At 61.0% G+C, this 14,096-nt stretch carries 12 protein-coding genes; 10 read left to right on the top strand and 2 right to left on the bottom strand.

Annotation, left to right across the window (positions count from 1 at the left end; all coding sequences use genetic code 11):
• Positions 1-20: 20 nt before the first annotated feature.
• Positions 21-602 carry a xanthine phosphoribosyltransferase gene (locus AB5287_RS07225; RefSeq protein ID WP_007057285.1) on the bottom strand — a complete coding sequence of 194 codons (582 nt, stop codon included), beginning with the start codon at positions 600-602 and terminating at the stop codon, positions 21-23.
• Between the two features lie 116 nt (positions 603-718).
• Here AB5287_RS07225 and AB5287_RS07220 point away from each other — a divergent pair, with 116 nt between their 5' ends.
• From AB5287_RS07220 to rpsD, 5 genes are all read left to right on the top strand, one after another.
• The gene (locus AB5287_RS07220) at positions 719-3,421 is read left to right on the top strand and encodes an ATP-dependent helicase (protein ID WP_007055502.1); all 2,703 of its coding nucleotides are present in this window, start codon (positions 719-721) and stop codon (positions 3,419-3,421) included.
• Between the two features lie 144 nt (positions 3,422-3,565).
• Positions 3,566-3,964, top strand: a complete 399-nt coding sequence (locus tag AB5287_RS07215; protein ID WP_007052126.1) for a DUF4418 family protein — start codon at positions 3,566-3,568, stop codon at positions 3,962-3,964.
• A gap of 90 nt (positions 3,965-4,054) precedes the next feature.
• Complete coding sequence (locus AB5287_RS07210; protein ID WP_007053390.1) at positions 4,055-5,272, top strand: ABC transporter permease; 1,218 nt, start codon at positions 4,055-4,057, stop codon at positions 5,270-5,272.
• A gap of 1 nt (position 5,273) precedes the next feature.
• The gene (locus AB5287_RS07205) at positions 5,274-6,242 is read left to right on the top strand and encodes an ABC transporter ATP-binding protein (RefSeq protein ID WP_007055084.1); all 969 of its coding nucleotides are present in this window, start codon (positions 5,274-5,276) and stop codon (positions 6,240-6,242) included.
• A gap of 198 nt (positions 6,243-6,440) precedes the next feature.
• Positions 6,441-7,067 carry a 30S ribosomal protein S4 gene (gene rpsD, locus AB5287_RS07200; RefSeq protein WP_007052130.1) on the top strand — a complete coding sequence of 209 codons (627 nt, stop codon included), beginning with the start codon at positions 6,441-6,443 and terminating at the stop codon, positions 7,065-7,067.
• Between the two features lie 90 nt (positions 7,068-7,157).
• Here the strand turns inward: rpsD and AB5287_RS07195 are convergent, their stop codons facing one another.
• Complete coding sequence (locus AB5287_RS07195; RefSeq protein WP_131276702.1) at positions 7,158-9,122, bottom strand: acyltransferase family protein; 1,965 nt, start codon at positions 9,120-9,122, stop codon at positions 7,158-7,160.
• Positions 9,123-9,301: 179 nt separating this feature from the next.
• On the opposite strand from AB5287_RS07195, the gene AB5287_RS07190 reads away from it, so the two are divergent.
• The 5 genes from AB5287_RS07190 to ruvX all read left to right on the top strand — a co-directional run bounded on the left by AB5287_RS07190 (position 9,302) and on the right by ruvX (position 14,086).
• A complete protein-coding gene (locus tag AB5287_RS07190; RefSeq protein ID WP_007055085.1) occupies positions 9,302-9,976 on the top strand; it encodes a histidine phosphatase family protein in 675 nt (224 codons plus the stop codon).
• A 202-nt stretch (positions 9,977-10,178) separates the two neighbouring features.
• Entirely contained in the window at positions 10,179-10,577 is a 399-nt protein-coding gene (locus AB5287_RS07185) for a DUF948 domain-containing protein (RefSeq protein ID WP_007052133.1), read from the top strand.
• Positions 10,577-10,813, top strand: coding sequence for a hypothetical protein (locus tag AB5287_RS07180; protein ID WP_007053386.1), 237 nt, complete (start codon positions 10,577-10,579; stop codon positions 10,811-10,813). Before AB5287_RS07185 ends, AB5287_RS07180 begins: the two co-directional genes overlap by 1 nt.
• 127 nt (positions 10,814-10,940) lie before the next feature.
• Positions 10,941-13,622 carry an alanine--tRNA ligase gene (gene alaS / locus AB5287_RS07175; RefSeq protein WP_131290196.1) on the top strand — a complete coding sequence of 894 codons (2,682 nt, stop codon included), beginning with the start codon at positions 10,941-10,943 and terminating at the stop codon, positions 13,620-13,622.
• A gap of 8 nt (positions 13,623-13,630) precedes the next feature.
• Positions 13,631-14,086, top strand: coding sequence for a Holliday junction resolvase RuvX (ruvX, locus tag AB5287_RS07170; protein WP_012577916.1), 456 nt, complete (start codon positions 13,631-13,633; stop codon positions 14,084-14,086).
• Positions 14,087-14,096 lie beyond the last annotated feature (10 nt).

The following is a 14,096-nucleotide window of genomic DNA, read 5'->3' as shown; positions in this document are numbered from 1 at the left end:
GGCGGGAGCAGCCAATGTGCTCAGTGCCTAAATGTGATTTCGCCGGTCTCGGGATTCATGGACTCGACGATGGCCAGCGAATCCACATCGTAGCCTTCAGCGCGCAGCGCGTCACCGCCGCCCTGGAAGCCCTTCTCCACGGCGATGCCAATGCCCTCGACCGTGGCACCGGCTGCTTCGCACAGATCGATCAGACCGCGCAACGCCTTGCCGTTGGCCAGAAAATCGTCAATAAGCAGCACATGGTCGCCGGCGTTCAGATACTTCTTGGCCACGATCACCGGGAACTCCTTCTGCTTGGTGAAGGAATAGACCGTGGTGGTGTACTGGTCGCCGTCAAGGTTGATGGACTGCGCCTTCTTGGCGAACACCACCGGCACATTGCCGAAATGCTGGGCCGCCACACACGCAATGCCGATGCCGGACGCCTCGATGGTCAGAATCTTGGTGATGTGCTTGCCGGCGAAATGAGCGGCCCATGCCGAACCCATGCGGTCGAACAGGCGTACGTCGCACTGGTGGTTCAGAAACGCGTCCACCTTGAGCACATTACCCGCCTTCACCGTTCCCTCGCTTTGGATTCGCTCCTCAAGTTCCTGCATTGAACCTCCCATTGTTGTATGTCAGTGAATGATATGGATACTCGTAAGTGTACGTTGTCCTGCGCTGACCCGTGCATGTGGTAAACATGAATGTCGCGATTCAAAGGGAGGCAACAGTGTACGACGAGCCGGAAGTCATCGCACGCAGCGCACAGGAACTCGTGGGCGACCTGAACCCGCAGCAGGCGGAAGCCGTGCAATACCGCGGTCAGGCGCTGCTGATCGGAGCCGGTGCAGGCTCCGGCAAAACCCGCGTGCTGACCCGCCGCATCGCCTGGATCTTGAGCCAGTTCGGCGCATGGCCGAGCCAGATTCTAGCCATCACCTTCACCAACAAGGCCGCCGCCGAAATGCGCGAAAGACTCGGCTCGCTGATCGGCCCGGTGGCCCAGCGCATGTGGGTCTCCACCTTCCACTCCGCCTGCGTGCGCATTCTGAGGCGCGACGGCAAGTCCATCGGACTCAAGTCCGGCTTCTCCATCTACGATTCCGCCGACTCCGAGCGACTCGTCAAAATCATCGCCACCGAATTCAACCTCGACATCAAGCGCTACACTCCACGCTCGATTCTCGGCCATATCTCCGACCTCAAGAACAATCTGACCGGTTGGAAGGAAAACCTCGCCGTTCACGCGCCCGACTTCACGCCTGGCCAGCGCGGCTACCAGTTCGGCACGGTGGGCGACCTTGAAGCCATCTACGCGGTGATCTACGCCGAATACGAGCATCGCTTGGCCCTGGCCAACGCCGTCGACTTCGACGATCTGATCGGCCGCACGGTCGAGTTGCTGCGCACTGACCCGGCCGTCGCCGAGTACTACCATCACCGCTTCCGTTACATTCTGGTCGACGAGTATCAGGACACCAACCACGCCCAGTACGTGCTCGTGCGCGAGCTGGCCGGCGTGGACACGGGGGAGAAGGCCATCCCGGGCGCGCCTAACGCCGGCAAGTCCGGCCCCGCCTGGATCACCGTGGTGGGCGATTCCGACCAGTCCATCTACGCGTTCCGTGGTGCCGACATCCGCAACATTCAGGACTTCGAGCAGGACTTCCCGAACGCCAAGACCATCATGCTCGAACAGAACTATCGTTCGACGCAGACCATTCTGGATGCGGCCAACGCGGTGATCAGCAACAACGAGGGCCGCAAGCCCAAGAAACTGTGGACCGCGCTCGGCAAGGGCGAGCCGATCGTCGGCTACGCGGCGGACAACGCCCAGCAGGAGGCCCAGTGGGTGGCCACCGAAATCGCGCGCCTGCACGCCGAAGCGGGCATCGCCTACTCCGACATGGCGATCATGTACCGCGCCAACGCCCAATCCCGCTCGCTCGAAGAGGCGCTGATCAACACGAATCAGCCGTATCAGCTCGTCGGCGGCACCAAGTTCTACGAACGTCGCGAAATCAAGGATGCGCTGGCCTATTTGCAGGCGCTCGTCAATCCGGACGACGATGTGAATCTACGCCGTATTCTCAACGTGCCCAAGCGTGGGCTTGGCGACCGCGCCGAAGGCGTGCTGCTCGCCTACGCGCGCGAGCATGGCACCAGCTTCTTCTACGCACTCATGCACTTGGATGAGATCGAGGTGCCGACACGCACCGCCACCTCGCTACGAGCATTCCGCGATCTGATGGGCGCGCTCTCGCAGTTCACGCGCGCGCACGACTCCAAGCCCAGCGAGATCGTGGCCGAAGTATTGGAGAAGTCGGGCTTAAGGGCCGAACTCGAGAAATCCGTGGACCCGCAGGACGCCTCCCGTCTGGAGAACCTCTCCCAGCTGCAGTCCACTGCCGCCGAATTCGAACAGAACACGCCTGACGCCACGTTGTCCGCATTCCTGGAGACCACCGCGCTTGTGGCCGACTCCGACCAACTACCCGGCGAGGCGGAGGACTCCGGCAAGGTGACGCTTATGACCTTGCACACCGCCAAGGGCCTCGAATACCCGGTGGTGTTCCTGACCGGCATGGAACAGGGCACCTTCCCGCATTCGCGTTCGATGGAAGACACCACTGAACTGCAGGAGGAACGCCGACTCGCCTATGTGGGCATCACGCGCGCCAAGCAGCGACTGTATGTCACGCGCGCCGCCGTCCGCTCCCAGTGGGGCCAGGCCGCCGATATGATGCCCAGCCAGTTCCTCGACGAGATTCCGGATTCGCTGATTGATTGGAAACGCCGTGAAGCCGGCGTGGAGCGTATGCGCGCCAGCTGGGAGACCGATGGATTCGCCGACGATTTGGGCGGCTGGGATGATGACGATTTCGGCGGCGCCGCGTTTGGCGGGTCGTCGACGTTCGGCTCGCGTGGTTCGTCCGGTTCGGGTTCGTCCTATGGGTCGCGGTCGCGGTATGGGTCGTCGTATGGCTCGGGTTCCGGCTCTTCGTCGTATGGTTCCCGTTCATCGTCGTATGGTTCCCGCTCCGGCTCGTCCTCCTATGGTTCCCGCTCCCGTTCGGGTTCGTCCTATGGTTCTTCAGGCTCCGGTTCGAGGTCGTCCTACGGGTCGCGTTCCCGTTCCGGTTCTTCGTCCGGTTCATATGGTGGCACCCGTGGCGGCAAGGTCACCACGCGCCGTACCGCACCGAAATCCGATTCGACCGGCTCTGCCGTGCCTAGCTCGAAGCTCACCAAGGACAATGGCCTGAATATCGCCGACTTCGCCGTGGGCGACATGATCAGCCACGACCAGTACGGTCTCGGCAAGGTCACCGACGCACAAGACAAGGGCCGCAATTCGGTAATCACCGTGGACTTCGGCTCCGCCGGCGTCAAACGCCTCATGCTCCGCGTAGCGCCGATTGAGAAGTTGTAGATAAATTGGCCCCTCTGACGAGGGGCTGAGTTATATACCAAATAAATTCGCAAAAAACAAGACTTGTGTTCTTCATCACAGTGTGGGCATAATGCGGAGGTTGTGCCTACGAGCCCTGGGAACAGGGGAGAGGAAAAAGTAGTTATGAAGAACAAGCTGTTTGCATCCGTGCCCAATATTCTGTTCGGCGCGCTGATCACCATCGCGCCCCAGACCTTTGCGCACGCCTGCACCGGCCATGACATGCCGGGGGCCTGCCACTACTCGCAGCAGGCGGCCACCGGCATCGGCGTCGTCATCCTCGTGTTCGGCGTCGTGGCTTTGTTCGTCGCCCCGCAGATTCGCATCGGCCTCAATATCGCCGCCGCAGCCGACGCCCTGCTACTACTCGCCGTACCCACCTTTCTGATCGGCATCTGCAAGGGCGCGATGATGCACTGTCGCATGGTTATGCTGCCCACGCTCATCGTGCTCGGCGTGCTCACCATCGTGTTCGCGGCCATCGCCATCTGGCTCGACTCTCGCGCCGCCAAGCGCAACTGATCGAGCAGACGGCCGGAGCCCAGCCATTCCGAACGCTGGACTCCGGCCTCGCTTATTGCAACCGCACTATAAGCAACATAAGGATTCATCGTGCCATCCCATATCGCATTGCGCGGCCTTCCGATTGAAAACCTCAAACGCAAGCCGTTCCGCACCGGCGCACTGCTCGCCGTCGTCACCATCCTCGCGCTGACATTCTTCGGCGGCACCATGCTGACCATGAACCTCAACACTGGCATGACCAGTATGGAAAAGCGCCTGGGCGCCGACCTCATGGTCGTGCCGCAAAACACCGTGCAGAAGGCCGAAGCGCTGCTCACCAACGGCAATCCCAGCACTTTCTATTTCACCAAAGACATCGCCGACGAGGTCATGCAGGCCGACGGCATCGCACAAGCCACCGAACAGACCTATATATCATCGCTGGCCGCCGCCTGCTGTGCCGAAAAGCTGCAGATCATCGGTTACGACCCGGACACTGACTTCGTCATCGAACCATGGGTCGCCTCCCAGTTCGAAGGCCCCCTTGAAGACGGTCAGATGATTGCAGGCGCAAACGTCAACGTGTCCACCGACGGCACCATCGAACTCTACGGCCGTTCATGGCCGGTCGTCGCCCAGCTCGCCAACACCGGCACCAGCCTCGACAACTCGGTGTTCATCAACCAAAACACCGTGCCCGACATGGTCGCCGCCTCGGCCAAGGTCTCCAAGCAGGTCATGTCCGCCGAATATGCCGGCAAAGCCGTCTCCACCGTGATGATTAAGACGCAGCAGGGGTACGAAGCGCAGACCGTAGCTGAGAACATCAAGCGTCTTGATTCCCGATTCGCCGATTTGGGGTACGTATACCCCGGCGGCATCACCGCCAACACCAGAACTTCGCTGACCGCGCTTGTCACCTACCTCAAGATTTTCGTGGCGGTGATCTGGGTAATGGGCGTGATTGTGCTGCTCGCCGTATTCGCCTCGTCGGTGAACGAACGCAAACGCGAATTCGCGTCCCTGCGCATCATGGGCGCCACGCGCGGCATGTTGAATGCCATCATTCTGAAGGAATCCGCCATCATCGGTCTGATCGGTGGCGTAATCGGCGTCGGCGCGGCCAGCCTGGTGATTTTCCCATTCAGTTCGCTGATCGGCAAACAGCTTCAATTGCCGTATCTGCAAGCCAGCCCGGTTGCGGTGATCGGATTCATTGCCGTGACCATTGTGTGCTCTACGGTCATCGGCATCATCGGTTCGCTGGCCACCATGTGGCGTCTCGGCCGGCCCGAAGCCTACCTGACCCTGCGAGAGGGGGAGTGATATGACTGAGACAACTACGCCGCTTCAGCCGACCACGGTTGAGCCGACCAAGCTCCAGCCGACCACGCCAGCTCAGCCGAACGCGCCGACTGCGCCGGATTCGCCGCACGTAACCGAGACGCCCTCCCCGGACCATCTGCTGACCTTGACGGACCTGACCCGCCAGTTCGTCCGCCGCGGCACGCCGTTCGACGCCGTCAGCCACGTGAACCTCACCGTCGATGCCGGCGAATTCATCGCCATCGTCGGCCGGTCGGGCAACGGTAAAAGTACGTTGATCAACATGGTCGCTGGGCTGATTCGCCCGACCTCGGGAACCGTGAGCGTGGCTGGACGCAATGTGGCCGACTTGGGCGATAAAGCACTGTCCGTGCTGAGGAATCGCACCATCGGATTCGTGACTCAAAGCCAGACCCTGCTCGGCAACCTGACCGTGCTCGACAACGTGATTCTGCCCGCAACGATGTTTCCGGAGCCGCTGCCGTTCGCCCAAAACGCAGAAGCAACGGATGCCGTGGCGCAAGCCGCTGCCACCAATGATGAAGCGGCCGCCGATTCAGCCGCCGACCCGTTCATGCCGGATGTCATTGCGCCAATCACAGACCAGGAAAACACGCCGTCAAACACGGCTGCGAGCCGTTCGGACCTGTTCGCCACCCGAGCTCGCACGCTGTTCACCCAGCTTGGTGTTGCCGATCTGGCAGACAGCTACCCGCGCGAGCTGTCCGGCGGTGAAATGCGGCGCGTCTCCATCGCCCGCGCGCTGATGAACCAGCCGAGCTTGCTCATCGCCGACGAGCCGACCGGCGACCTCGACCAAGAGAGCACCGACATCGTAATGCGTCTGCTCAGAGACCAAGCCAACAACGGCACGGCGATTCTCATGGTCACCCATGATCCCGATGCACTCGAATACGCAGATCGGGTGTATCGCATGGACGCCGGAGTGCTGTCCATAGCCTCGGTGTAATATGGTCTGCTGGTGTCTGCCAACAGGTAGATACCGTCTGGAGTCATAGCCCATCAGCGGGTCGGCGGTAGGTAATCGCAAGAAAACCAACCCGTTCGTGTTTATTCACGACGAAGCGCTGGGGAGGCCCGACTCAGCGCTTGTTAGGCATATGCAAGGCAAGCGTTCCGTTCAGATAACGACAGAAGGATTAATCCAATGACGAACGTTCAGCGTTCTCGCCGTCAGGTGCGTCTGTCTCGCGCCCTCGGCATCGCACTGACCCCCAAGGCTCAGCGCATCTTCGAAAAGCGTCCGTACGCTCCTGGCGAGCACGGCCGTGACCGCCGCCGCACCGAGTCCGATTACGCGGTGCGTATGCGCGAAAAGCAGCGTCTGCGCGCTCAGTACGGCATCTCCGAGAAGCAGCTTCGCGCCGCTTACGAGAAGGCCACCCGTACTGCCGGCCAGACCGGTAACGCCATGCTGACCGACCTCGAGACCCGTCTCGACAACCTGGTGCTGCGTGCCGGCTTCGCCCGCACCACCGCCCAGGCCCGTCAGTTCGTGGTGCACCGTCACATCCTCGTTGACGGCAACATCGTGGACCGCCCGTCCTACCGCGTCAAGCCCGGCCAGACCATTCAGGTGAAGGCCAAGAGCCAGACCATGGTTCCGTTCCAGATCGCCGCCGAAGGCGTGCACCGTGACGTGCTGCCTGCGGTCCCCGGCTACCTCGACGTGAACCTGCCGTCCCTGAAGGCCACTGTGACCCGTAAGCCGGAGGTCGAAGAGATCCCGGTGCAGGTCAACATCCAGTACGTGGTCGAATTCTACGCCCGCTGATCCGGGCCCTCTGGTCAACAAATCCAGGACATACCGCTCGAACCCCGCGCTTCTTTCGAGAAGCCGCGGGGTTCCTGCGTTGTAGGGCGATTACTGGCCGCACACCGCCTGGCGAATCATCGTCGCGTACGCATAGGCACCGGTCATATTCGGATGAATGCCGTCATCGTTGAGGTATTCGCTATGACCTTCGCTATACCCATGCCAATCGATGATGCCCACGTTCTTGTTCTTCTTGGCGGCCTCACGCAGCATCGTATTGTTGTTGTTCTCCTGCCACGGGTATGGCATACGGATGGTGATGAAGTATGTCGGCTTGCCGCCGGTCAGGTCAATGAGCTGTTGCACTTCCTGCTCATTCGAAATCACGCCGTTCGTGCCGAGGCCAAACACCACCACACTGCCACTGTGGCCGGCAGCGGTGTCCTGCTGATACACATCCACCGCCTGCGGCAGCTGACGGTTCGGCAGGCCATCGATAAAAGCGTTCGGGAATGCGGCCTGGATGGCGTCCGAAGTACCCGACGTCACTGAATCGCCGACCATCATCATATCCGCGTTGCAGCTTTCCGTTGCCGGATCATAGGCGTACTTCGAAATGTCAAGATTGTTTGGCACCTTTTCCGCAATCGGTTTGATGATGGGCGGCTGAGAATCCGAACCGTTCTTATTCGCGTCAGCGGTATTGGTTTCGCCGTTCGCGGCATTTATGGCAGAAGACTCGGGCTCGGGCTTCGCCGGTTTCTTGACCGGCTTGGCGGGTGCCGCGAGTTCGGGGCGCAGCTGAATGGCTCGCGCTTGAGCGATGCCATTCCAGTCCACCGGTGCCCACGTCAGCGCCACAACGGTCACCAATCCGATAACCGACATGACCCACGCGCCCGGGCGCAGCCGGTAGCCGGCTTTCGGCAGCGGCTTGGCGTGTTGGCTACGAGGCATCTGCACCGATTTACGGGCCGCCTCGACCAGCTGGTAGAAGGCTTCCGACGCCGCCAACACCACGACGGCCTCAAGAACCCAACCCCACCACGGCAACGCCTGCGTTCGTGTCGCCGGGTTCATGAACTGCAGCAGCGGATAATGCATGACGTACAGCGAGAACGATCGCGACCCGATATAGCGTAGGGGAGCACAACCCAGCACGTGCGACCAGATTGAGTCATTGTTCACGGCACAGGCCAAGGCGCACAACGATATGAACGCGGTAATCAGGTACCCGCCTTGGTACATGTACGACAGATACCCGTTGGCGAACCAGAATCCGGTCAGCAGTGCCGCCAAAGCCGCGGTGCCAAGAACATTGCAGACGATAGTGAGACGGGCGCCCGTCTTGTCGCCGGCCTGACGTTCGATCTGCACTGTTTGCGAAGCCGCTCCAGCTTCCGCAGCTTCCGTACCTCGCGAGGAAGGCGCAATCCAGATAGCCAACAGCGCGCCGGCGGCCAGCTCGGCGAGGCGAGTATCGGTACCGTAATACACGCGGGAGGTATTGGCCGGGTCAAACAGCAGCACCATGTCGGCGGTGGAAGCAGCCATGATGACAAGAATCGCCATGGAGCGCACCCATTTGGACTTGGTGATTTTGCCGAGCGCCACCATCAGCAACGGCCAAACCAGATAGAACTGCATCGTCACGCCCAAGAACCACAGATGGGTCAGAGGAGAAGGCAATCCGGCCGCCTCGAAATACGGCACCTTGCGGAAGATGTACACCCAATTGCTGGCGAACAAGGCGCTCGGCAGCGAATCGGAAACCACTTTCTGCAACAGGCTGGGAGCGAACATCCAAGTGAGCCAAGGCACCACGGCAATGGTCGCCAGCATCACCGGCCATAAACGAGTAATGCGGCGGATCAGATATCGGCCATATCCAAAGGACCCGGTGCGGTCCACCATGTTCAGTACCGAACGTGTGGCAAGAAAACCGGTGATAACGAAAAACATCGTCACGCCAATGAATCCGCCCTGCAATAGCGACGGGCGGGTGTGGAATGCTATGACTCCAAGAATCGCCAGAGCGCGCAGTCCATCGATACCCCTGAAATGGGCAGGCACAGACGATCGAGATGGTGCAGGTTTCAAGGTTATGCTCACAGTATTCTAAGTGTACTCTCAGGAATCGTTAGGTATACTGCCCGGATTACGCATATCTCAGGTAGTGACCTATGCCGTTATGACTTATGACTTCCGGCAACCCGCACCGAAACCGCCGGAATGGTGACATAATCGGAACCATGATTCTTCATCTGCATCTGGTCCGTCACGGACAGACCTATTTCAACCGATACAACCGTCTGCAGGGATGGTCGAATTCGCCGCTGACCGAGTCGGGCGTCGCCGATGCCGTCAAGGCCGGTGAGCGACTGAAAGGATTGACGTTCGCCGCCGCCTACTGTTCGGACACCACGCGTGCCCAGCAGACGGCCGAGAAAATTCTCGACATCAACGAAGCCGCGGGTAACCCGCGCCCCGCACTCGTGACGGACATGCACTTCCGCGAGCAGTTCTACGGCTACTACGAGGGACTTGACATGGCCATGGCCTGGTATGCCGCGGGAGCGCCCCACGGCGTCAAAACCTACAACCAAATCGTCGAGAAGTTCGGGTTGGGGGCCTCGCGTGATTTTCTCAAGGAAGCCGATCCCTTCCACGACGCGGAATCCGATGAGGAATATTGGACGCGCGTCGAAGGTGCGTTCCGTCTTATCGCCGACAACCCGAATCTCAAGGACGGCGACGATGTGCTGCAGATTTCGCATGGCAACACACTGCTTAGCCTCGGTCACCGGTTCGGCGGCCCTGACCTCGATCTGAACGAACGCCCGGCCAATGGTTCGGTAACCGTGATCGACTTCGACACCGACAAGCCGTTCGGCGAAGCCGTGACCATCGTTTCGTACGGCAAGTAGCAAATAGCAAGCAATACATATCGAATAGCACGTACGGTCCACGGCGGCACGCCGCAAACGAAAGCGTCAGCAGGACAGCCTTTCGCCTATAGCCGCATACGCCCACGCGCACGGTTTTCGCCCTGCGCATGCAATGGTATGCCAAGAAATAGGGAAGGAGTGCTACCCTTAGGCGAGTAAGTGTGACCGCAAGGAGGAAACAATGGGAGTCGGAGAGATCGCTGGCCTGATCGCGGCCATCGCGTTCGCAGTATTGGCCGGTTTCATGATCTATCCGCTGATCAGGCTGGGCAAGATGTTTGATCAGATATCGCAGACGGTCCGGGAGTCCGGTGAACACGCCATCCCCGCGCTGGACGAAGGCGTGACCACCGTCAAGCAGGTCAACAAGTCGCTCGAAGACGTGAACAAGATTTCCGCCGCGGCTTCCACCACCGCCAACAACGTTGGTGCGTTGACCGATCTGTATGGCTCCTTCCTCGGTAAGCCCATCATCAAGATCGCTTCCACCTTCTACGCGCTGAAAACCACGGGTCAGTCCTTCCTTGCGAAGAACGCCGCGAAAACCACCGTCAACGACACCGCCGAGAAGGGGGAGTGATGTTCAAACGCATCTTCTGGGTCGGCGTCGGCGTGGCCATCGGAATCGTTGCCGTCACCAAGGCACAGGCCTATGTCAAGGCCAATACGCCTGATGCGGCACGCCAGTTCCTGCTTGGCCCCGATCAGGACAATGTGCCGATGAAAACACTCGAAGGGTTGGTCAACGAGTTCAATGCCACCCGTCGAGCCCGCGAGGCTGAGCTCAACCGTCAGTACATCGAGCGCGCCAACTGACACGCGCATGCCGCCTTGCCATCTAGTCACTGAATCAGCTAGAACAAACTAATCCTCATAATCCAGTCTTTTCCACCAATACCAGGCGCAACTGCGCCCATTACCCAAACAAGGAGTTCATCCGCTCATGCGCACTGCGGACATCGCAAAGCGATACCTCGATTATTTTGCCAAGCACGACCATCTCATCGTGCCCTCGGCATCCCTGATTTCCCCGAACCCCACCACGCTTTTCACCATCGCCGGCATGGTGCCGTTCATCCCGTACCTGATGGGTGAGCAGACCCCGCCGAAGCGCCGCATGGCCTCCAACCAGAAGTGCGTGCGTACGCTCGACATCGACGAGGTCGGCAAGACCACCCGCCACGGCACCTTCTTCCAGATGCTCGGCAACTTCTCCTTCGGCGACTACTTCAAGGAAGAGGCCATCCACTACGCCTGGGAGCTGCTCACCACCTCGCAGGATGAGGGCGGCTACGGCTTCGACCCCGAGAAGCTGTGGATGACCACGTTCACCGACGATGACGAAGCCCGTTCCATGTGGATCAACGAGGGCGTGGACCCCGAGCACATCCAGAAGATGGGCATGGAAGACAACTTTTGGACCACCGGTGGCCCCGGACCCGGCGGCCCCTGCTCCGAAATCTACGTGGACCGCGGCCCCGCCTTCGGCAAGGAAGGCGGCCCGATTGCCGACGAGAACCGCTACATCGAGATCTGGGACCTCGTGTTCGAGAACTACGAGGTCGACAACGTCAAGTCCAAGACCGACCTGCACATCGTGGGCGAGCTTGAGAACAAGAACATCGATACCGGTGCCGGCTTGGAACGTCTGGCCTACCTGCTGCAGGGCAAGAACAACATCTACGAGACCGATGAGGTCTTCCCGGTCATCGAGGCCGCCGAGCAGCTCTCCGGCCTGAAGTACGGCGAGAACGAGGACGCCGACGTGCGCTTCCGCGTGGTCGCTGACCACGTGCGCTCCGCCCTGATGATCATGTCCGACGGCGTGCGCCCGTCCAACGTGGGCCGTGGCTACGTGCTGCGCCGCCTGCTGCGCCGCACCGTGCGCTCCATGCGCATGCTCGGCGTGACCGATCCGGTGCTGCCCACCCTCTTCCCGACCTCCAAGGCCGCCATGGAGGCCAGCTACCCGGAGCTCAACGACACCTTCCATGAGGTGTCCGAATCCGCGTATGGCGAGGAAGACGCCTTCCGCCGCACCCTTGAGACCGGCACCACGATTCTCGACGTGGCCGTCAACAAGGCCAAGAGCGATTCCGCCGAGCCCGTCGTGGCCGGCGAGGACGCCTTCAAGCTGCACGACACCTACGGCTTCCCGATTGAGCTGACCCTCGAGATGGCCGCCGAACAGGGCGTGAAGGTGGACGAGGCCAAGTTCCGCGAACTCATGGCCGAGCAGAAGTCCCGCGCCCGCGCCGACGCCCTCAAGAAGCGTCACAACGTGGATCTTTCCGTTTACGACGACTTCAAGAAGACGCTCGTCAGCCCGATCGACTTCCTCGGCTACACCGACATGTCCGCCCGCGCCAAGGTGATCGGCATCATGCAGGAAGGCAAGGGTTCCGTGCCCGCCGTGACCGGCCCGGCCAACGTCGAGGTCATCCTCGACCGCACCCCGTTCTACGCGGAGGCCGGCGGCCAGCTCGCCGACCAGGGCGAGATCCTGTCCGACGACGGCGCCGTGCTCGAAGTCGACGATGTGCAGAAGCCCATCAAGGACCTCATCGTCCACCAGTGCCGTCTGACCGAAGGCACGCTGGTCGTCGGCGCCGAAGTCAACGCCAACATCGACCTGGCCCGCCGTGGCGCCATCGCCCGCTCGCACACCGCCACGCACATGGTGCACAAGGCGCTGCGTGAGGAGCTGGGCCCGCAGGCCACCCAGCGCGGCTCCGAAGACGCCCCGAACCGTCTGCGCTTCGACTTCCAGTGGTCCAAGGCCCCGGCCAAGTCCGTGATCTCCGCAGTCGAGGAGCGCGTCAACGACAAGCTGCGCGACAACCTCGCCGTGACCACCAAGGAAATGAAGTTCGACGACGCCATCGCCCTCGGTGCCATGCACCTGTTCGGCGAGAAGTACGGCGACATCGTACGCGTGGTCTCCATCGGCGAAGACGGCTGGAGCCGCGAGCTGTGTGGTGGTACCCACGTGGACCACGTCGGCAAGATCGGCATGGTCAACATCCTGTCCGAAGCCTCCATCGGCTCCGGCGTACGCCGTGTCGATGCCGTCGTGGGCCAGGGCGCCTATGACTTCAACGCTCGTGAGCACGCGTTGGTCTCCCAGCTGTCCGACAAGCTCAACGCTCGCCCGGACGAGCTCGCCGAGCGTGTGAACGCCCTGCTCGCCAAGCTCAAGGAATCCGATCGTCGCTTGGCCTCCATGTACGAGTCCCAGCTGGCCGCCTCGGTTCCGGCGCTGGTTGCTGACACCAAGAACTCCGCGGCCCCGGTCAAGGTGGCCGTCAAGAACGTGGGCCACTTCGGCGCGGTCGACGCCCTGCGCAAGACCGTACTCGACGTGCGCGCCCAGCTCGGTGAAGACGCCCCCGTGGTGGTGGCCCTCGCCGGCGTGAACGAGGATGACAAGCCGATGGTCGCCGTGGCCACCAACGAGGCCGCCCGCAAGGCCGGCATCAAGGCCGGTGATCTGGTGCGTGGCGCAGCCAAGGTCCTCGGCGGCGGTGGCGGCGGCAAGCCGGACTTCGCCCAGGGTGGCGGTGTCGATGCCTCCAAGATCGGCGAGGCCCTCGAAGCGCTCGAGCACGAGGCGCAGAAAGCCTGATTCCGCCAGTGGTGTGGTTAGGCGTTGATTTGGGTAATGCCCGGGTCGGACTGGCACTGTCCGACCCGGAGCTTACCTTTGCACACCCTGCTGGCAACATTCATGTTGCCGGCGACTATTTCTTTGCTATTGACGAGGTCCTGAACGTCATCGAAGACGAACATGTGGACCATGTAATCGTCGGATTGCCCCTGCAGATGGACGGTACAGAAGGCAAAAGCGCCAAAAAAGCGCGCAGGTGGGCGGCCAATCTGGAGAAGAGGCTGCAAGCAGAGAGTGAAGACAGTGATTCTACGGAGTATCAGATTCCGCAGGTGTCATTGATAGATGAGAGATTAACAACAGTCAGTGCGCATCGTCAACTGTTCGAGGCCCATAAAGCTTCGAACAAGCACAGGCCGGTGGTTGACCAGCAGTCGGCAGTGGTGATTTTGCAGACGGCACTCGACCGTACCCGGGAGTAGTGAGGTATCG

The sequence above is a fragment of the Bifidobacterium sp. RTP21102st3_E2_RTP21102_210122 genome, assembly GCF_040916945.1.
In the GTDB taxonomy this organism is placed as follows: Bacteria; Actinomycetota; Actinomycetes; order Actinomycetales; family Bifidobacteriaceae; genus Bifidobacterium; species Bifidobacterium longum.
This window is presented reverse-complemented; position numbering and strand designations above follow the sequence as displayed.

Coding starts and splice junctions, on each gene's coding strand:
- AB5287_RS07225 (WP_007057285.1), bottom strand. CDS start 602: ATGCAGGAACTTGAGGAGCGAATCCAAAGCGAGGGAACGGTGAAGGCG.
- AB5287_RS07215 (WP_007052126.1), top strand. CDS start 3,566: ATGAAGAACAAGCTGTTTGCATCCGTGCCCAATATTCTGTTCGGCGCG.
- AB5287_RS07205 (WP_007055084.1), top strand. CDS start 5,274: ATGACTGAGACAACTACGCCGCTTCAGCCGACCACGGTTGAGCCGACC.
- rpsD (WP_007052130.1), top strand. CDS start 6,441: ATGACGAACGTTCAGCGTTCTCGCCGTCAGGTGCGTCTGTCTCGCGCC.
- AB5287_RS07190 (WP_007055085.1), top strand. CDS start 9,302: ATGATTCTTCATCTGCATCTGGTCCGTCACGGACAGACCTATTTCAAC.
- AB5287_RS07185 (WP_007052133.1), top strand. CDS start 10,179: ATGGGAGTCGGAGAGATCGCTGGCCTGATCGCGGCCATCGCGTTCGCA.
- AB5287_RS07180 (WP_007053386.1), top strand. CDS start 10,577: ATGTTCAAACGCATCTTCTGGGTCGGCGTCGGCGTGGCCATCGGAATC.
- alaS (WP_131290196.1), top strand. CDS start 10,941: ATGCGCACTGCGGACATCGCAAAGCGATACCTCGATTATTTTGCCAAG.